The organism is Nonomuraea sp. NPDC049695, assembly GCF_040674955.1.
Lineage (GTDB): Bacteria > Actinomycetota > Actinomycetes > Streptosporangiales > Streptosporangiaceae > Nonomuraea > Nonomuraea helvata.
In genome coordinates, this window is record NZ_JBFANV010000136.1 from 3963 (window position 1) to 22210 (window position 18248).

At 68.5% G+C, this 18248-nt stretch carries 15 protein-coding genes and 1 tRNA gene; 6 read left to right on the forward strand and 10 right to left on the reverse strand.

The window, feature by feature from the left end:
• Window positions 1-171: 171 nt before the first annotated feature.
• From AB0J64_RS53225 to AB0J64_RS53235, 3 genes are all read right to left on the reverse strand, one after another.
• Entirely contained in the window at window positions 172-1149 is a 978-nt protein-coding gene (locus tag AB0J64_RS53225; protein WP_364045528.1) for a ribose-phosphate diphosphokinase, read from the reverse strand.
• Window positions 1146-2597 (reverse strand): bifunctional UDP-N-acetylglucosamine diphosphorylase/glucosamine-1-phosphate N-acetyltransferase GlmU, encoded by a 1452-nt coding sequence (gene glmU, locus AB0J64_RS53230; protein WP_364045530.1) that lies wholly within the window; start codon window positions 2595-2597, stop codon window positions 1146-1148. Before glmU ends, AB0J64_RS53225 begins: the two co-directional genes overlap by 4 nt.
• A gap of 125 nt (window positions 2598-2722) precedes the next feature.
• Window positions 2723-2794: transfer RNA gene (locus tag AB0J64_RS53235), tRNA-Gln, on the reverse strand.
• A 299-nt stretch (window positions 2795-3093) separates the two neighbouring features.
• On the opposite strand from AB0J64_RS53235, the gene AB0J64_RS53240 reads away from it, so the two are divergent.
• The 4 genes from AB0J64_RS53240 (at window position 3094) to AB0J64_RS53255 (ending at window position 8015) form a co-directional block, all read left to right on the forward strand.
• Window positions 3094-4032 (forward strand): acyl-CoA desaturase, encoded by a 939-nt coding sequence (locus tag AB0J64_RS53240; RefSeq protein WP_364045532.1) that lies wholly within the window; start codon window positions 3094-3096, stop codon window positions 4030-4032.
• 79 nt (window positions 4033-4111) lie between these two features.
• Entirely contained in the window at window positions 4112-4984 is an 873-nt protein-coding gene (locus tag AB0J64_RS53245; RefSeq protein WP_364045556.1) for a TetR/AcrR family transcriptional regulator, read from the forward strand.
• A gap of 135 nt (window positions 4985-5119) precedes the next feature.
• The gene (locus tag AB0J64_RS53250) at window positions 5120-7180 is read left to right on the forward strand and encodes an RNA degradosome polyphosphate kinase (RefSeq protein ID WP_364045534.1); all 2061 of its coding nucleotides are present in this window, start codon (window positions 5120-5122) and stop codon (window positions 7178-7180) included.
• Window positions 7173-8015: an NUDIX hydrolase gene (locus AB0J64_RS53255; RefSeq protein ID WP_364045536.1), complete on the forward strand. Its 843-nt coding sequence runs from the start codon at window positions 7173-7175 to the stop codon at window positions 8013-8015. Before AB0J64_RS53250 ends, AB0J64_RS53255 begins: the two co-directional genes overlap by 8 nt.
• Before the next feature lie 4 nt (window positions 8016-8019).
• On the opposite strand, the gene AB0J64_RS53260 is transcribed toward AB0J64_RS53255, so the two are convergent.
• From AB0J64_RS53260 to AB0J64_RS53275, 4 genes are read right to left on the reverse strand one after another with little or no spacing between them, the layout of a single operon-like run.
• Window positions 8020-9195 (reverse strand): cytochrome P450, encoded by a 1176-nt coding sequence (locus AB0J64_RS53260; RefSeq protein WP_364045538.1) that lies wholly within the window; start codon window positions 9193-9195, stop codon window positions 8020-8022.
• Complete coding sequence (locus AB0J64_RS53265; RefSeq protein WP_364045540.1) at window positions 9192-10670, reverse strand: CYTH and CHAD domain-containing protein; 1479 nt, start codon at window positions 10668-10670, stop codon at window positions 9192-9194. The genes AB0J64_RS53260 and AB0J64_RS53265 overlap by 4 nt, the downstream gene beginning before the upstream one ends.
• A gap of 52 nt (window positions 10671-10722) precedes the next feature.
• Window positions 10723-11061, reverse strand: a complete 339-nt coding sequence (locus AB0J64_RS53270; protein ID WP_364045542.1) for a glyoxalase — start codon at window positions 11059-11061, stop codon at window positions 10723-10725.
• Window positions 11058-11828 (reverse strand): trans-aconitate 2-methyltransferase, encoded by a 771-nt coding sequence (locus tag AB0J64_RS53275; RefSeq protein ID WP_364045544.1) that lies wholly within the window; start codon window positions 11826-11828, stop codon window positions 11058-11060. Before AB0J64_RS53275 ends, AB0J64_RS53270 begins: the two co-directional genes overlap by 4 nt.
• A gap of 57 nt (window positions 11829-11885) precedes the next feature.
• Here AB0J64_RS53275 and AB0J64_RS53280 point away from each other — a divergent pair, with 57 nt between their 5' ends.
• The gene (locus tag AB0J64_RS53280; protein ID WP_364045546.1) at window positions 11886-12389 is read left to right on the forward strand and encodes a MarR family transcriptional regulator; all 504 of its coding nucleotides are present in this window, start codon (window positions 11886-11888) and stop codon (window positions 12387-12389) included.
• A 275-nt stretch (window positions 12390-12664) separates the two neighbouring features.
• On the opposite strand, the gene AB0J64_RS53285 is transcribed toward AB0J64_RS53280, so the two are convergent.
• From AB0J64_RS53285 to AB0J64_RS53295, 3 genes are all read right to left on the reverse strand, one after another.
• Entirely contained in the window at window positions 12665-14512 is a 1848-nt protein-coding gene (locus tag AB0J64_RS53285; protein ID WP_364045548.1) for an ABC-F family ATP-binding cassette domain-containing protein, read from the reverse strand.
• 251 nt (window positions 14513-14763) lie between these two features.
• Window positions 14764-15666, reverse strand: a complete 903-nt coding sequence (locus tag AB0J64_RS53290) for a 4-(cytidine 5'-diphospho)-2-C-methyl-D-erythritol kinase (RefSeq protein WP_364045550.1) — start codon at window positions 15664-15666, stop codon at window positions 14764-14766.
• Window positions 15667-16152: 486 nt separating this feature from the next.
• On the reverse strand, window positions 16153-17043 hold the full coding sequence (locus AB0J64_RS53295; protein WP_364045552.1) for a sigma-70 family RNA polymerase sigma factor: 891 nt from the start codon (window positions 17041-17043) through the stop codon (window positions 16153-16155).
• 128 nt (window positions 17044-17171) lie between these two features.
• Between AB0J64_RS53295 and AB0J64_RS53300 the strand changes: the two genes are divergently transcribed.
• Window positions 17172-18197, forward strand: a complete 1026-nt coding sequence (locus AB0J64_RS53300) for an MFS transporter (protein ID WP_364045554.1) — start codon at window positions 17172-17174, stop codon at window positions 18195-18197.
• Window positions 18198-18248: the final 51 nt, after the last annotated feature.

Below are 18248 nucleotides of genomic sequence, written 5' to 3' on the forward strand. Positions count from 1 at the left end.
GTGATGGATGTCCTCGCTGCGCTGCGGATCCAACAGCGCCATTTGCCGAGCTCCGCTCGGAAGGCTGTGATGGATGTCCTCGCTGCGCTGCGGATCCAACAGCGCCATTTGCCGAGCTCCGCTCGGAAGGCTGTGATGGATGTCCTCGCTGCGCTGCGGATCCATCACAGCTTACGTGTCCCCTTCGAACAAGCTCGTGACGGACCCGTCCTGGAAGATCTCGGTGATCGCGCGGGCGATGAGCGGCGCGATCGACAGGACCGTCAGCTTGTCGAACCTGCTGGCCTCCGGCAGCGGCAGCGTGTTGGTGACGATGACCTCGGAGATCCGGGAGTTCTTCAGCCGGTCCACGGCGGGGTCGGAGAAGACCGCGTGGGTGGCGGCGGTGATCACGTTGGTGGCGCCCTGCTCGTAGAGCGCGTCGGCGGCCTTGCAGATGGTGCCCGCGGTGTCGATCATGTCGTCGATCAGCACGCAGGTGCGGCCGCGTACCTTTCCGACGACCTCGCTGACCTTCACCTGGTTGGCCACGTCGAGGTCGCGGCGCTTGTGGATGAACGCCAGCGGCGTGCCGAGCGTGTCGGCCCAGCGCTCCGACAGGCGCACGCGCCCGGTGTCGGGCGAGACGATCGTGGTGTTCTCCAGGTCGAGCTTGTTCTTGAGGTAGCTCTCCAGCACCGGCATGGCGAACAGGTGGTCGACCGGGCCGTCGAAGAAGCCCTGGATCTGCGAGGTGTGCAGGTCGATCGACATGAGCCGGTCGGCGCCCGCGGTCTTGAACAGGTCGGCCATCAGCCTGGCCGTGATCGGCTCGCGGCCACGGCCCTTCTTGTCCTGACGGGCGTAGCCGAAGAACGGCATCACCACGGTGATGCGCTTGGCGGAGGCCCGCTTCAGCGCGTCGACCATGATGAGCTGTTCCATGATCCACTGGTTGATGGGGGCGGTGTGGCTCTGGATGACGAAGGCGTCGCAGCCTCGTACGGACTCCAGATAACGGGCGTAGATCTCGCCATTGGCGAAGTCGATCAGCTTCGTGGGGGTCAGGGAGACGCCGACGTGCTGGGCGACCTCATCGGCCAGCTCCGGGTAGGCCCGGCCGGAGAAGAGCATGAGGTTCTTCTCACCGGGTTGTTTGATACTGCTCACGTCCCACTCTCCTGCTGCTCTTGCTCGGCCAGCGCCCGCTCGGCGGCCGCGGCCGACTTCGTGCCCGCGCGCCTGCGCAAGACCCACTTCTCGATGTTGCGCTGCCTCGCTCGGGCGACGCCGATGGCGCCAGGGGGCACGTCGCTGTCGATGACGGAGCCGGCGGCCGTGTAGGCGCCGTCCCCGATGGTCACGGGAGCGACCAGCATCGAGTCGCAGCCCACGAACGCGCCGTCGCGCACGGTGGAGCGATGCTTGTTGACCCCGTCGTAGTTGACGAACACCACGGCGGCGCCGATGTTGACGTCGTCACCGATCGTGGCGTCTCCCGCGTAGGACAGGTGCGGCACTTTGGAGCGCTCGCCGACCTTGGTGTTCTTCATCTCGACGAACGTGCCGGCCTTGGACTTGCGGCCCAGCACCGTGCCGGGGCGCAGGTACGCGTAGGGGCCGACGTTGGCCTCCGGGCCGATCTCGGCGCTGTCGCAGACGGCGTTGCGGACCGTCGCCCCCTCGCCGACGCGGGTGTCGGTCAGCGTGGTGGCGGGGCCGACCTCGGCACCGGTCTCGATGACGGTGTCGCCGTGGAGCTGGGTGCCGGGGTGGATGACCGTGTCGGGCGCGATGCGCACGCCGACGTCGATCCAGGTGCTGCCGGGGTCGACGATCGTCACCCCGGCGCGCATGTGGTCTTCGAGCAGGCGCTCGTTGAGCACCTTACGGGCGGCGGCGAGCTGCACCCGGTCGTTGACGCCCTCGACCTCGACGCGGTCGCCCGCCACACAGGCGCCGACCCGGTGGCCGTCGCCGCGCAGGATGGCGAGGACGTCGGTGAGGTACTCCTCGCCCTGGGCGTTGTCGGTGGACACGCGCTTGACGGCGTCGGCGAGGAGGGCGCCGTCGAAGGCGTAGATGCCGGAGTTCATCTCCTTGATGGCGCGCTGCTCCGGAGTGGCGTCCTTCTCCTCGACGATCTCCAGCACGGCGCCGCTCTCGTCGCGGATGATCCGCCCGTAGCCGGTCGGATCGGGCACATGGGCGGTCAGCACGGTGACCGCGTTGCCCTCGGTCTCGTGCCGTTCGAGCAGCTCGGCGAGGGTCTGGGTGCGTAGCAGCGGCACATCCCCGTACGTGACCAGCACCGTGCCGGAGATCTCGCCGACCTCCTCGATCACGGTGCGGACCGCGTGGCCGGTGCCGCGCTGCTCACGCTGGACGACGGCGCGGGCGTCGGGGCTGGTGGCGGCCAGGTGACCGCCGACCCGCTCCAGCGCGTGGCCGATGACGACGATCAGCTGCTCAGGACCGAGGTCGCGGGCGGCTGCGAGCATGTGGTCCACCAATGCGCGGCCACATAGCTCGTGCAGGACCTTCGGGGTCTGGCTCTTCATCCGGGTGCCCTCGCCGGCGGCGAGGACGATGACGGCTGCCGGGCGCGGCACACTCACGGACTGAGGCTCCCTGTGACTGGACGGATCAGGGCATTCGGTACGTCTACCGCACCGCTACCCTCCCGACACCGTGAGGATACCTGGCCGCGCCCTGAACATTTGCGCCGGGGAGCAGGTCACAGCTCCCGGAAGAGGACTCGAACCCCTACAAAGTGGACCAAAACCACTTGTCCTGCCGATTAGACGATCCGGGATAGGTCGGACGCCTGGCGTCCGACACCCCCCTACGATACCGAGCCCGCACCCCGGCGCGCGCCCGTAATTAGCTCCCGCACGGGAGGGAAGCAGAAGTCTCCTGGTGGCGACGGCGCACGGCGCGTCCTCCATATAACAGACCGCCCTAAAAGGCGCAAGACACGAACCCTACCCACCTTGCCGCGCACAGAGTCAGCTTCCCCACATTCACGGCTTAGGTCTTCCTTACTTACGCTAGCGTAGGTTACGGTGGCGTAGCCCGGACATACATCCTCATACACGCCATTGGAGGTCGTCCATGACCGTTCTCGCCGAGCGCCCAACGCCAGGCCCGAAGCCTGACTTCGAACCCGAGCCGAAATCCAAGGCAGAGCTGGTCACCTTCGGGCTGGTCGTCGGACTGCCGCTGATCGCGGTCGCGGTCGCGGTGCCGTTCGCATGGGGATGGGGCCTGGGCTGGACGGACATCGCCATCTCCTTCGTCTTCTACATGGTCTCCGGGCTCGGCGTGACCGTCGGGCTGCACCGCTACTTCACGCACGGCTCGTTCAAGGCCAAGCGCCCGCTGAAGATCGCGATGGGCATCGCGGGCAGCCTGTCGCTGGAGATGTCCGTGCTCGACTGGGTGGCCACGCACCGCAAGCACCACAAGTTCTCCGACAAGGAGGGCGACCCGCACTCGCCGTGGCGCTTCGGGCCCGGCTTCAAGTCCATGTCCAAGGGCCTGCTCTACGCCCACATGGGCTGGCTGTTCGAGAGCGAGCGGACCAACAGGGAGAAGTACGCCCCGGACCTGTGCAAGGACCAGGACGTGCTCAAGCTGCACAAGTGGTTCGGCGCGCTCGCCATCTCCTCGATCGTGCTCCCCGGCGTGATCGGCGGGCTCGTCACCTGGTCCTGGCAGGGCGCGGTGACCGCGCTGTTCTGGGGCTCGATCGTACGCATCGGGCTGCTGCACCACGTGACCTGGTCGATCAACTCGATCTGCCACGTCTTCGGCGAGGAGGACTTCCAGGTCCGCGACAAGTCGCGCAACGTCTGGTGGCTGGCCATCCCGTCCTTCGGCGAGTCCTGGCACAACCTGCACCACTCCGACCCGACCTGCGCCCGGCACGGCGTGCTCAAGGGGCAGATCGACCTGAGCGCCGGCCTCATCCGGATCTTCGAGCGGCTCGGTTGGGTATACGACGTCCGCTGGCCGACGCCTGAGCGTCTGGCGGCGAAGCGCATTGCCTGACGTCGATCAGCCGACGAACGGTCACGTATCGGTGGCCGTCATTATGGAGACCGTGACCGAACCCCGATCTCGCAGGCGTATGTCCGGCAGCGAGCGCAGAGAGCAGCTGATCCACATCAGCCGCACCCTCTTCGCGGAGAAGGGGTTCGACGGGACCTCTATCGAGGAAATCGCAGCTACCGCACAGGTGTCGAAACCCGTGGTATACGAGCATTTCGGCGGCAAGGAAGGCGTCTACGCGGTCGTGGTGGACCGCGAGATGCAGAAGTTGCTCGGCATGATCACCGAGGGTCTGGCCGCATCCCATTCACTGGTCAAGCTGGAGCGGGCCGCGCTGGCACTGCTCCAGTACATCGAGGAGAGCAGCGAGGGCTTCCGCATCCTCGTACGCGACTCCCACGCCGCCTCCGGCACCGGCACGTTCGCGAGCCTGATCAACGAGATCGCCAGCCAGGTCGAGGACGTCCTGGCCGACGAGTTCTCGGCGCGCGGCTACGACCCCAAGCTCGCGCCGATGTACGCCCAGATGCTGGTCGGCATGGTGGCGCTGACCGGGCAGTGGTGGCTCGACGTACGCAAGCCGGGGCGCGAGGAGGTCGCCGCCCACCTGGTCAACCTGGCCTGGAACGGCCTGACCGGTCTCAACCCCAGCCCGTCGATCACCGCCATGACCCGCGGGCACTCCGCCACTCCGGTCAGGCCGCGCACCACCAGCGAGAAGGAGCTGCGCGAGCTGGAGAAGGCGCGGGAGAAAGAGCTCAAGGAGGCCGAGAAGGCACGGCAGAAGGAGCTCAAGGAGGCGGAGAAGGCACGGGTGCGCGAGCTCAAGGAGCGGGAGCGGCTGCTGAAGGAGGCGGAGAAGGCGCGCGAGCGCGAGGAGAAGATCCGCCAGCGCGAGGCCCGCCTGGCCGAACGCGCCGCCCGCCTCGAACAGGTGGACCATCCGGAGTGACGGCCCCGCGGGCCGTGGGCTTGAACAGCGGGGATGGCTTGGGTGACGATTGAGTAGAGCGTGGCTGACCAGCCGGGATGAGCCGTTGCGGTCGCGTTAACGTTCTGTTCAATCAAACGGGGCAATATAGGTCATATGTCCGCGGAACCGTTCCAAGCCCCCAACGACCTGCCCCTGCCTCAGGAGCGGTTTCTCAATCGCGAGGAGAGCTGGCTCCAGTTCAACGAGCGCGTCCTCGAGCTCGCCGAGGATCCGTCGATCCCGCTTCTGGAGCGGGTGCGCTTTCTGGCGATCTTCGCGAGCAATCTCGACGAGTTCTTCCGCGTACGGGTCGCGGGCCTGAAACGGCGCATGGCCACCGGCCTGCTGCTGCGTACCAAGAGCGGGTTGAAGCCGCGCGAGGAGCTGGCCAGGATCGGCACGATCGCCGACGAGCTGGCCAGGCGGCACGCGGCGGTCTTCCACCAGCAGATCTGCCCGCAGCTGGCGAGCGAGGGCATCGAGATCGTCAGGTGGGACGACCTGGGCCGCGAGGAGCGTACGGAGCTGCGCAAGCTGTTCAGGGAGCGGATCAGGCCGGTGCTGACGCCGCTGGCCGTGGACCCCGCACACCCTTTTCCGTATATTTCCGGGCTCAGCCTGAATCTCGCGGTTCTGGTGCGTAATCCGGCGACCGATCATACGGTTTTCGCGCGGGTCAAGGTTCCGTCGCAGCTGCCCCGGTTCGTACCTGCCTCCAAAGACAGGTTCGTCCCACTCGAAGACGTCATCGCGGCGCATCTGGGACAGCTCTTCAAGGGCATGGAGATCCTCCAGCACCACGTTTTCCGCGTCACCAGGAACGAGGATCTCGACGTGGACGAGGACGTCACCGAGAACCTCATGCAGGCCCTGGAGAAGGAGCTGCTCAAGCGGCGTTTCGGCCCGCCCGTGCGGCTGGAGGTCGAGAACACGATCACCCCGGAGGTGCTGGCGCCGCTGGTGGAGGAGCTGGAGCTGGCGCCGCACGAGATCTACCGCGTGCAGGGCCCGCTCGACCTGTCGGGCCTGCACGCCATCGCCGACCTGGAGCGGGGCGAGCTGAGCTACCGGCCGTTCGTGCCCGCCGAGGTGATCAACGCCGAGGACGACCTCTTCTCGATCCTGCGCGAGCGGGACGTGCTCCTGCACCACCCGTACGACTCGTTCGCCACCAGCGTGCAGCGCTTCATCGAGGTGGCCGCGGCCGATCCCAAGGTGCTGGCGATCAAGCAGACCCTCTACCGCACCAGCGGCGAGTCGCCCATCGTGGACGCGCTGATCGACGCGGCCGAGGCGGGCAAGCAGGTCGTGGTCGTCGTGGAGATCAAGGCCCGCTTCGACGAGCACGCGAACATCTCCTGGGCCCGCAAGCTGGAGAAGGCCGGCTGCCACGTCGTCTACGGCGTGGTCGGGCTGAAGACCCACTGCAAGCTCGCGCTCGTGGTCCGCCAGGAGCCGTCGGGAGAGCTGCGCCGCTACTGCCACATCGGCACCGGCAACTACAACCCCAAGACCGCCAGGCAGTACGAGGACTTCGGCCTGCTCACGGCGGACCCGCTGGTCGGGGAGGATGTGACGGACCTGTTCATCCACCTGACCGGCTACTCCCACCACTCCGCCTACCGCCGGCTGCTGGTCGCGCCCCACTCCATGCGCAGCGGGCTGCTGGCCAGGATCGAGCGGGAGATCGCCCACGCGCAGGCGGGGCGGCCCGCGAGGATCAGGATCAAGACGAACTCCCTGGTGGACGAGCCGATCATCGACGCGCTCTACCGGGCGTCCAGGGCCGGCGTGCCGGTGGACGTGTGGGTGCGGGGCATCTGCAGCCTCCGCCCAGGGATCCCCGATCTGTCCGAAAATATCCGCGTAAGGTCGGTCCTGGGGCGCTTCCTCGAGCACTCCCGGGTGTACGAGTTCGGCCTGGGCCGCCGGCCCGAGGTGTGGATCGGCAGCGCCGACCTCATGCGCAGGAACCTCGATCGCCGCGTCGAAGCCCTGGTCAAGGTGACCTCGCCGCAGCACAAGGCCTACCTCATCGAGCTGATGGACCTGGCCATGGCCGACACCACGAACGCGTGGTGGCTCAACTCCGATGGCACGTGGGCCCGCCATCCGGGAGAGGACCCCCAGAGCCATCTCATCGGCACGCGCCGCTGGAGGACCGTTGATGACTGACCTGCTCCGCGCCGCCGGAGCCGTGGTCTGGAGGGGCGAGGAGAGCCGCCCCGAGGTTGCCGTCATCCACCGACCGAACTACGACGACTGGACCTTCCCCAAGGGCAAGCTGAAGTCCGGGGAGCACGAGATCGCCGCCGCCCTGCGCGAGGTGAACGAGGAGACCGGCCTGACCGTGCTGCTCGGCCGCGCGCTGCCGCCCGTCCACTACCTCAGCGCCGGCCGGCTCAAGCGGGTGGACTACTGGGTGGCGCGGGTGGCCGGCGACGACGGGTTCTCCCCCGGCGACGAGGTGGACGAGCTGCGCTGGCTGCCGGTGGAGGAGGCCAGGCGGCTGCTGACGTACGAATGGGACGTGGGGTTGCTGCGCGCGCTGCGGGCCGCCCCGCTCGAGACCGTGCCCCTCGTGCTCGTACGGCACGGCTCGGCCGGCTCCAGGCACGACTGGCAGGACGACGACGCGCTGCGCCCACTCGACGCCGACGGCCGGTCCCAGGCGGCGAACCTGGTCACCGCGCTGCCCGCCTACCGGCCCGAGCTGCTGATCAGCTCCCCCACCGCCCGGTGCGTCCAGACCCTGGAGCCGTACGCGACCGGAGTCGAGGTGGAGATCAAGCCCGAACCGCTGCTCGGCGAGGAGAGCTACGACCCGGACAAGACGACCGACCTGGTCAGCCGGATCGCGGTGCCCGCGGCCGTGTGCAGCCACCGCAAGGTGCTGCCCGAGCTGGTCAGGACGCTGAGCGGCCAGGGCGTGCATCTGCGCAAGGGCGCGTTCGCCGTGTTGCACAGGGCGGGCGAGCGCGTCGTGAGCGTCGAGCGCTACACGACCTGATCAGTCACCAGGTGACCGGAAGCCGGGCGAAGCCGTCCGCGATCCTCCCCTCGTTGCGGGGCAGCTCCTCCATGGGCACGGCCAGCCGCAGGGTGGGGAAGCGCTGGAACAGCCTGGCGAACACGGCCTCGAGCTCGACCCTGGCCAGGCTCGCGCCGATGCAGAAGCGCGGGCCGTACCCGAAGCTCAGATGCGGGTCGGTCTGCGCTCGGCGGATGTCGAACACGTCCGGATCCGGATAGATCCGCTCGTCCCGGTTGGCCACCCCCGTGAGGATCACGACGGCCTCGCCCTTGCGGATCGTACGGCCGCCGATCTCGATGTCCTCGTGGGCGTACCTGGGCAGGCCGTGCAGGCTCGTCACCACCATGCGCAGGATCTCCTCGACCGCGCCAGGGGCGAGGCCCGGGTCGGCCATGAGCAGGTCGCGCTGGTCGGGGTGGGCCAGGAGGAGCAGCACGCCGTAGTCGATGCGGTTGACCGTGGTCTCATGCCCGGCGAACAGCAGCCCGCCGGCCAGCTCGGCGATCCGCCCGTCGTCGTCGAGCTCGTTCGCCAGGTCCGACAGCACGTCCTCGGCGGGCTCGCGCCGCTTGCGCTCGATCAGCCCGGCCATGTACGCGCCGAGCTCCGCGCGAGCCACCTCGCTCCGCTCCATGTCCAGCATGTCCCCCATGCGGGACGACACTTCGCCGAAGTACTCCCTGTCCTCGTACGGCACGCCGAGCAGTCGGCAGATGACCAGCACGGGCAGCGGGAACGAGAGCTCGGCGTGCAGGTCCACGGGCGGCGTCAGCTTGGCGAGGTGGTCGAGCCGCTCATCGACGAGTGAGCCGACGTGGTCCCTGAGCGCCTTCATCCTGCGCGCCGAGAAGGACGGCATGAACAGCCTGCGCATGCGGGTGTGGTCGGCCTTCTCCGTGGCCACGTCGCCCTGCGGGCCGCCGAGCAGCGCCGAGCCCGACAGCCGCGCGGCCTTGTCCGGCTCCGGATGCGAGCGGCCGAGTCTGGGGTCGTTGAACAGGCTGCGGGCATCCTCGTAGCCGGTGACCAGCCAGACCTCGTCGCCCATCCGGGTACGTACCTTCGCGATGCCCTCTTCGGCGCGCAGGTCCCGATACTCGTCGGGGACGTCGAGCAGGCTGCGCCGCTCGAAGGGGATGGTGGGAAGGTTCCTCATAGAACCTTCTTAACCGCCTTGAGGGTCTGTGCCCAGACTCTGGGGAAATCGGCGTGGGCCTGCTCGGCGGTGTTCCGTTCGATCCCGATGAGCAGTCCGTACGTGAACGTGTCCTCGCCTGCCTGACGAGCGCTCTCGGCCTCCTTGGCCAGCGTCTCCTGGGCGACGACGCCGTCCTGGTGCGCGCCCAGGATCTCCTGGATGTCCTCGGCCAGCTTGGCCAGCTTGGCCATGCTCCCGCCAAGGGTGGGTTGGAGTGCTTCGGCGGTGTAACGAGCGCGTTTGGCGGCCTTACGCACGTCGTGCATGGCTATTTCACGACGTTCCGGGTCTTCGATGGCCTGAGCGGTGTCGTACGCCTTCGTCACCCTGGCCCAGTTCGCCGCGGCGATGGCGGAGAGCTTGTCCTGGGCCGGTTTGGCCGCCGCCTTGCCCAGGTTCGGGGCGGACACGAGCTGGTCGAGCGCGTTGAGCAGGGCGTAGTAGCGGTCGCTGTTGAGCAGGTCGTCGATGCGCGCGTACGCCTCTTGCTCGCGTTTGTGCAGGTCCTCGCCGAGCCGGGTCTGGATGGGGCCGGTGACCAGCTCCGGCCGGAGGTCGGCCAGCTCCCTGGCGAACCTGGCCCTGATCACCTCCAGGTCCCGGGCCTCCCCGAGCACTGCGCCGAGCCCGCGCAGCTCGTCCTGGATCTGCCCGGTGTCGGTCACGATGCTCTTGAACGCCTTGAGCGCGCTGCGCAGCCTGCGGGCGGCCACGCGCATCTGGTGGACGGCGTCCTCCTCGGCCCTGCGTACCCGCGGATCCTGCGCGAGCAGGGCGGCCACCTGGCCGGCCAGGTAGGCGACGACGGTCTCGCCCGCCGTGCCGGGTTCGGTGGGGGCCGTGGGGAGCGGGGCGGGTTCGAGCAGTTTGGCGAGCTTGCTGCTGGCCGCCGAGGGCGTCGCACCCGCCTTCCTGAGGCGCTTGCCGACCTTGGCGAGGAAGGCCCGGCGGTCCTCGGCGAGCAGCTCCGCCTCGACCTCGCGCCACCGTACGATCTTGGGCTCGTCCTGGAACACCGTGCCCTTGACGTGGTCGTCGGCGATCTCGACCAGCTTGGTGTCACCGTCGAGCAGGACGGTGACGCTCCTGCGGGTGTCCAGCTCGGCGACCGGCTGCAGCTCGGCGCCGCGGGTGTAGGCGCGGACGAGCTCGGCCAGCTCAGGGGGCACGATCTTCGTGCTACGGGTGAGCGGGTGCGTGATCTCCTGGCGCGCCCCCTTGGCTTTGGGCAGCTTCAGGTGCCAGCCGGGATCGGAGCCGCCTCGCCGCCTCCTGAGCGTGATGCCCCGGGTGGCCAGTCGAAGGTCGGGGGTGTCGTAGTAGAGGGCCACGAGCTGATAGCTCTTCGGGCCCACGACCTCGGCCAGACCGCTCAGGTCCGGGATCGCGTAGTCGGGAGTGACGTCGAACTTGTCCTCGATCTCGATGCCCATTACACCTCACAAGGGTCCGATTTCGGAACATCATGCCACTCTGAGGTGAACATCACACGGCTTGCAGCAGCTCGATCCTGTTGCCCACGGGGTCCGAGAGATAGATCCGCCGATAGCCGGGGAACAGCTCGTCGATCTCCGCGCCAGTGGCATAGGCGTCGAGGTCGTCCACCAGGAACGCGGGATGGGCCTTTCGGGCGGGCCTGAAGTCGTCCTCGATGCCGAGGTGGACCTCTACCCCCTCGCCCCTGAACCACACGCCCCCGCGCTTGGCCAGCTCCGGCGGCTTGGGCACTTCCCGGAGCCCCAGCACGCCCTCGTAGAAGCGCCTCAGCTCGGGCTCGCTGCCCCTGGGCGCGGCGAGCTGCACATGATGAATCTGCTTGATCACTTCTGCACCACGACGAAGATCCGCCGGAACGGGAAGGGAGTGCCGTAGCTCCTGGCCGGATACACCTCGGCCAGCGCCTTGGCCAGGTCGTTCTTGAACCGGAGCTGCTCGGACGGGTCGAGCCGGTCGAGCATGGGGCGCAGGGCGGTGCCGGAGACCCAGTCGAGCACCGGGTTCTCACCCTGCAGGACGTGCATGTAGGTCGTCTCCCACGCGTCCACCTGGGTGCCGCCGTGGTTGAGCAGGTCCAGGTAATCGAGGGGGTCGTCGACCGGCTGCGCCCTGACGACGTCGCTGAGCCTGTCGGACCAGGCGCGGGAGGCGCACAGCTCGCGAATGGCGACGTGGCTCGGCGCGTCGAAGTTGCCGGGCACCTGGAACGCCAGCCACCCTCCCGAGGCCAGCGCCTCGATCCAGTGCTCCAGCACGTCACGGTGCTCCGGCACCCACTGCAGGACGGCGTTCGACACGATCACGTCCACCGGACGGTCGGGGCGCCACGTGGCCACGTCCGCCACCGCGAACCTGACGTTCGACTGCAGCTCGCGGGCCTTGGTGATCATCGCGGGCGAGGAGTCGAAGCCTTCGACGGTCGCGCGGGGCCAGCGTCGGGCCAGCTCAACGGTGAGTTCGCCGCTGCCGCAGCCGGCGTCCACGACATAATCGGGATCGACCGCGCCGACCCTGGAGACCAGCTCGACGAACGGCCGTGACCGCTCGTCCGCGTAGACGGAGTAGGTTACCGGGTCCCAGATATCTCTCGACATGAAGATAATTGATATCGAGAGAGATATCTCGATGTCAAGACAGTACACTCTTGTGTCATGACCGAGGATGCTAGGGACGAGGTGGACCGTCTCGTCGCGGCTTGGCGCGCGGAGCGTCCCGACCTCGACGTCGAGCCGCTCCAGGTGCTCTCCAGGGTGTCACGACTGGCCAAGCATCTCGACCGGGCCAGGCGGGCGGCGTTCGCCGAGCACGATCTGGAGCCGTGGGAGTTCGACGTGCTGACGGCCCTGCGGCGGGCCGGCAAGCCGTACGAGCTCAGCCCGGGGGCGCTGCTGCGGGCCACGCTCGTCACGTCCGGGACCATGACCAACCGCATCGACCGGCTCGCGCAGGCGGGCCTGGTGCGCCGCCGGCCGGACCCGGAGGACCGGCGCGGCGTGCTGGTGTCCCTGACGGACACCGGTCTGGCACGGGTCGACGCCGCATTCGCGGATCTGCTGCGGCGCGAGCACGATCTGCTGTCCGGTCTGGGGGGCGACGATCAGCGCCTGCTCGCGTCTCTGCTCAGGACGCTCCTCGCCCCCTTCGACGCCTCCTGAGACTGCCTGCCCCCTTCGACGCCTCCCGAGACTGCCTGCCCTGTCCGACGCCTCCCGAGACTGCCCGCACCGTCCGACGCCTCCCGAGACTGCCCGCTCTGCTCCAGCCCCATGTGCCCGCGCACGGCCGGTATCCCAGTCGGCGCTCCGCGCCTGCGCCGGCTGGCCGGTCCCGCGCCCGGGACGCCGCCTCGCACGCCGGCAGTCGTCCCGCCCGGCCCGCGACCATGTCCCCACGATCGTGCGGGACATGGTCGCGGATGAGGATGATGCTGTCAGTCGCCCAGGCGGTCGGCGAGCTCGAGCCACTCGGCTTCGATCGTGTCCTTCTGGGCGTTGATCTCGCGCAGCTGGGCGTCGAGGGAGCCGAGCCGGGCGTAGTCGCTGGCCGCTTCCGCCATGGCCGCGTGGAGGCGGGACTCCTGGTCGCCCAGCTTGTCGAGCTGGCGTTCGAGGCGGTTGAGCTCCTTGCGCAGCTCGCGTTCCTCCTTGGCCGACAGTCCGGCGCCCGGCTGACCCGGCGCGGACGTGGCCCCCGGGCGGTCCCCGTCGCCGGAGACCGCGCCAACGGGATCCGGTACGGGAGCCGCCCCGGCAGGGGTGCCCAGGCGGGCGGTCACGGCGGTGCCGGCGGCGCGGCGTTCGAGGTATTCGTCCACCCCGCCCGGCAGCAGCGAGAGCTTGCCGTCACCCAGCAGCGCCACGCACCGGTCTGTCACCCGCTCCAGGAAGTAGCGGTCGTGGCTCACCAGGACGAGCGTGCCGGGCCAGCCGTCCAGCAGGTCCTCGAGCTCGTTGAGCGTCTCGATGTCGAGGTCGTTGGTGGGCTCGTCGAGCAGCAGGACGTTGGGGTCGTCCATGAGCAGCCTGAGCAGCTGCAGCCGCCGCCTCTCGCCACCCGACAGGTCACCGACGACCTTCCACTGGGCCTCGCCCTTGAACCCGAGGCGTTCGAGCAGCTGGGAGGCCGTCCACTCCCTCTTGCCGAGCTGGAGGTACTTGCGTACTTCCTCGACCGACTCCAGCACCCGCCGCGTCGGGTCGACCTCGGCGAGCTCCTGGGACAGGTGGGCGAGGCGTACCGTCTTGCCCCTGATCACGCGCCCGGAGTCGGGTGACACCGTACCGGCGAGCAGGCGCAGCACGGACGACTTGCCGGAGCCGTTCACCCCGATCAGCCCGATCCGGTCTCCCGGGCCGAACTGCCACGTGAGATCCCCGAGCACCAGCGGCCCGTTGCCCGGCCCGCCCGCGTGCAGGGTGACGTCCTCGAGGTCGTAAACGGTCTTGCCGAGGCGCGCCGCGGCGAACCGCATCAGCTCGACGGTCTCACGCGCCGGGGGCTCGTTCGCGATCAGGGCCTGGGCGGCCTCGATGCGGAACTTCGGCTTGGACGTACGGGCGGGCGGGCCGCGCCGCAGCCAGGCGATCTCCTTGCGCATGAGGTTCTGGCGGCGCTCTTCGGCGGCCTGTGCGATCCGCGCCCGCTCGGCCTTGGCGAGCACGTAAGCGGCATATCCGCCTTCGTACCGCTCGACCCGCCCGTCCACGACCTCCCACGTACGGGTGGACACGGCGTCGAGGAACCACCGGTCGTGCGTCACGACCACCAGCGCGCTCTTCGCGCCCGCCAGGTGGCCGGCAAGCCAGGCGATGGCCTCGATGTCGAGGTGGTTCGTGGGCTCGTCCAGCATGATCAGGTCATGGTCGTCGATGAGCAGCCGTGCCAGCGCCGTACGCCTGCGCTCCCCACCGGACAGGTCGCCGGCCTTGGCGTCGAGGTCGAGGTCGCCGACCAGGTTGGCGAGGATCTCGCGTACCCGCTGGTCCCCTGCCCACTCGTGCTCGGCCAGGCTGCCGAGGACGATCTCCCGTACGGTGGCGCTCGGATCCAGCGCGTCGTGCTGCGACAGGAAGCCGACCCGCAGACCCCGGTTGTGCGTGACCCGTCCCTTGTCCGGCCGCACCGCTCCGGCGATCACGGACAGCAGGGTCGTCTTTCCCCCTCCGTTACGCCCGACGACGCCGATGCGCTCGCCTGCCTCGACGCCGAGGGATACGTCGGTGAGGAGTGGCTTGGGCCCATAGGCATGGGAAACCGACTCAAGATTGACCAGATTCATGGCCTTCCCAGGGTATCGGCTCTCCGTCCGTCCCCCGCCCGCCCCGACACCCTCCGTGGACGGCGGCGCTGAGGACGGGGCGCTGAGGACGGCGGCGCTCCGGACGTGGGCGCTCCGAACATGGGCGCCGCGGGGAAGGCGGCGCCGGGCCTGAGATGTCAGGCCCGGTGATTCCGGAGTCGGGTCGTGCCGAACCCGGAGGCACCGGAGCGCGCGGAGCCGGAGCGCGGGTGCCTGGCCGGGTGGCGTGGTCAGGCCAGGGTGGCGCCCTGGACCGGGCCGTGGGCGGCTACGGCGGTGTGGGCGGCTCCCGTGCTGGTCAGGCTGTGGGCCAGGTCGCGGGCGTGGAGTGCGTCGATGGCCAGGAAGGCGCACGTCGGGCCCGACCCCGAGACGATCGCGCCCAGGGCCCCGTGCTGGCGGCCCGCCTCCAGGGTGAGACCGAGCTCCGGCATCAGGCTGAGCGCGGCCGGCTGGAGGTCGTTGCTCAGGTGGGCGCCAAGTGAGTACGCGTCACCCGTGCCCAGCGCCTCCATCACGGAGTCGTCCAGCTGGGGCCAGGGGACCTCGGCGTCTGAGGCCGCTCTGAGGCGGTCGCACTCGGCGTACACGCTGGCCGTGGAGAGGCCGCCGTCCGCCAGCGCGAACACCCAGTGGAACGTGCCCCCAGTAGGCAGCTCGCTCAGCTGCTCGCCCCGGCCGGTGCCGACCGCCGTGCCCCCGAGCAGGGAGAAAGGCACGTCGCTGCCGAGATCGCCGGCGATCTCCATGAGGTCCTCGAACGGCAGCCCCAGCCCCCACAGCTCATTGCAGGCCACCAGCGCCCCGGCCGCGTCGGCGCTGCCGCCCGCCATGCCGCCCGCCACAGGGATGTCCTTCCGGATGATCAGGTCGGCGCCGTAGGTGCGGCCCGCGTGCTTGGCGAGCGCCCGGGCGGCCCGGATCGCCAGGTTGCCGTCGTCGGTCGGAACCTGGTCGGACCACTTCCCGTCCACCACCACGGTGATCGACTCGGACTCCTTCGCCACCACCTCGTCGAAGATCGATACCGCATGGAAGACGTTCACCAGGTCGTGGTAGCCATCTTCCCTGAGCGGGCCGACAGAAAGCTGTACGTTGACCTTCGCAGGCACACGTACGGTCACCGAACTCATCGATCTGCTGCCACTCTCATCACGTGCCGGAGCCAAGGACACTCGATGTTATCGAGACACGCGGCCCTGACATGCGGTTCTCACAATATGGCCGCCGAAACGCCGACTCCGCAGCACGCAGAGTCAGGTTAACGCGCCTTTGCCCACGAACGTCATGACTAACGCAGAGTGACCCGGCTCGTTGGATAATGTCCGCCCGCTCCCCCCTCATGGGCCGCGCCCAGGCGCGGCTACTCGCAGTCGGACGCATGGCTGCGTGGTGGGCGACCGCGCGCAAGTGCGCGCAGTGGAACCCGGCGGCACCGCACCCAGGTGCCCCGGTCATGGCGCTCCATGGAAAGCAGCACCGGGGTTGCCCCGGTTGCGGCGCTCCGACGGGCACCGGACGCCGTCGCCCCGGCGTGACTAGGTGTACTGATCGGACACATTGATCGAACGGTGCGGCCGCAGACGTTGTGAGCAGAGCCTTGGCGGCTGGGCGGGGGCCTATTCGGATGTGCCGACCAGGTGGTCGATGCGCGACTGGTCGAGCAGTGAGTAGATCTGTGTGATCCGGCCGTGTGTGATCACGAAGGCCATGATCGAGATGGGCTGGTGGTCGGTGCGGACGATGACTGCCGCGCTGCCGTTCACCGTGACCGGCTGGAAGGTGGCCTCTGGGATCGCGAACGCCGCTGCGCGCCGGGTCACGTTCTCCGGGCCGCGGATAGTGGCGGTCGCAGTAGGCCGCGTGGCTCCGCCATCAGCGTGGAATGTGATCTCGGGGTGAAGCAGAGCGAGAAGGGTGTCGAGGTCACCGTTTCGGGATGCTGCGAAAAACGCGTTGACCACACTGCGTTGACGGGCGGGGTCGGTCTCGATCTCGGCCGGATCCACGGCGTGCACTCGCCTGCGAGCGCGACTGGCGAGCTGGCGGGTCGCTCCGGTCGACTTGCCGAGGACGCCTGCGATCTCGCTGAAGGACATGCCGAAGGAGTCGTGAAGCACGAACGCGAGGCGCTCGGGTGGCGTCAGACTCTCCAGGACGATGTGCAGCGCGAGGCTGACCTGTTCGGCCAAAAGGGCCTGACCCTCCGGGCCTAGCGCCTGGTCGGGTCGCACGTGGAGTTCGGGGCCCGGTCCTGCCTGCGGGCTCTCGGGTCGCGCGGCCCGGGCTCTGAGCTTGTTGAGACAGGTGCGTGAGACGACCGTGGTCATCCACCCGTCGAGGTTGGTGACGGCGTCGATGTCTGTTGCACCCGGGCGGCTGAGGCGGATCCAGGCATCTTGGACGGCGTCCTGCGCATCCGCGCTGTTGCCGAGGACCCGATAGGCCAGCGTGGTCAGTCGCTGGCGGCTCTCCTCAAAACGTCGGCTGAGCTGGTCAGCAGAGTCCATCAGTCACGTCCTCGTGTTGCGGGGTGTCAGTGCCTATGACACGCCTTCGACCGAGAACGTGACAGGAGCACGATATGAGGACCCCGAACCCATCAGCGCCAACCCTAGATGTCAATCGACGTCGGCGGATGGCGCTGTTGGCGCTGTGCCTGGCCGGCTTCGTGATCCAGCTCGACGTCACCATCGTCAACGTCGCCCTCCCGACGATCCAACATCAACTCCACGCGGCTCCGAGCGCCCTGGAGTGGATCATCAGTGGCTACACGCTCGGACTGGCCGCGCTGATCCCGTTGATGGGCGCACTCGGTGATCGGCTTGGGCACCGGCCTGTCCTGTTGGCAGCACTCGTCATCTTCGGCCTCTGCTCGGCGGCAGCAGCGTTGGCACCCGATCCGGCCACGCTGGTTGGCGCGCGTATCGCTCAGGGTGTCGGAGGAGCCGGCATCTTGGCGCTCACCCTCGCCGTGCTGACCGACACCTACCTACCCCAGCAGCGCGGTCATGCGATCGGCTGGTGGGCAGCAATCGGGGGCATCGGCTTCGGCGCGGGCCCGGTCATTGGCGGCCTACTGTTGTCGACCTTCGGCTGGGCAACCGTCTTCTGGGTCAACCTTCCGATCGTGGTCGTCACGGTCGCCTTGATTGTCCTGACGGTCCCCCGAGCAGCAGCGACGTCCGAGGCAAGGCCGCTTGACGTGCCGGGTGTTGTGCTCGCCTCGGTAGGTCTGGCAGCGGTGACCTTCGGACTGACCACCGCGACCGACGTCCCCTGGGTACCGGCACGAACCCTGGTGCCGCTTGTCGTCGGTGGCATCGTTCTCGTGGCGTTCGTGCAATGGCAACGCCGCGCCGGGGACCCTCTGATCCCAAGAACGGTGCGCAGCAACGCAGCGTTCCTCGGTGCCTGCGTCATCTACTTCACCAGCTACCTGGCCTTCGGCGGGATGCTCTACTACGTCACCCTGCTGTTCCAGAACCTGCTGGGCTGGTCTGCACTGCAGACCGGCCTTTCGTGGCTGTTGATGAATCTCCCATTCCTGGTTGCCGCGCAGATGGCCGGCAAACTCAGCCAACGATTCACGCCACGGGCCATCGTCACCATAGGCTGTGCTGAGGTGCCTCGAAGATTCCGGACAGTTGGCTACATAAGCTGACAGAAGTCTGGAAGAGGTAGGTACGTGACGAGGCGTCGCAGGCAGTTCTCG

Bases quoted from the DNA above. Each gene is read 5' to 3' on its own strand.
- AB0J64_RS53240 (WP_364045532.1), top strand. From the start codon at position 3,094: ATGACCGTTCTCGCCGAGCGCCCAACGCCAGGCCCGAAGCCTGACTTC.
- AB0J64_RS53245 (WP_364045556.1), top strand. From the start codon at position 4,112: ATGTCCGGCAGCGAGCGCAGAGAGCAGCTGATCCACATCAGCCGCACC.
- AB0J64_RS53250 (WP_364045534.1), top strand. From the start codon at position 5,120: ATGTCCGCGGAACCGTTCCAAGCCCCCAACGACCTGCCCCTGCCTCAG.
- AB0J64_RS53255 (WP_364045536.1), top strand. From the start codon at position 7,173: ATGACTGACCTGCTCCGCGCCGCCGGAGCCGTGGTCTGGAGGGGCGAG.
- AB0J64_RS53260 (WP_364045538.1), bottom strand. From the start codon at position 9,195: ATGAGGAACCTTCCCACCATCCCCTTCGAGCGGCGCAGCCTGCTCGAC.
- AB0J64_RS53265 (WP_364045540.1), bottom strand. From the start codon at position 10,670: ATGGGCATCGAGATCGAGGACAAGTTCGACGTCACTCCCGACTACGCG.
- AB0J64_RS53275 (WP_364045544.1), bottom strand. From the start codon at position 11,828: ATGTCGAGAGATATCTGGGACCCGGTAACCTACTCCGTCTACGCGGAC.
- AB0J64_RS53280 (WP_364045546.1), top strand. From the start codon at position 11,886: ATGACCGAGGATGCTAGGGACGAGGTGGACCGTCTCGTCGCGGCTTGG.
- AB0J64_RS53285 (WP_364045548.1), bottom strand. From the start codon at position 14,512: ATGAATCTGGTCAATCTTGAGTCGGTTTCCCATGCCTATGGGCCCAAG.
- AB0J64_RS53290 (WP_364045550.1), bottom strand. From the start codon at position 15,666: ATGAGTTCGGTGACCGTACGTGTGCCTGCGAAGGTCAACGTACAGCTT.
- AB0J64_RS53295 (WP_364045552.1), bottom strand. From the start codon at position 17,043: ATGGACTCTGCTGACCAGCTCAGCCGACGTTTTGAGGAGAGCCGCCAG.
- AB0J64_RS53300 (WP_364045554.1), top strand. From the start codon at position 17,172: ATGGCGCTGTTGGCGCTGTGCCTGGCCGGCTTCGTGATCCAGCTCGAC.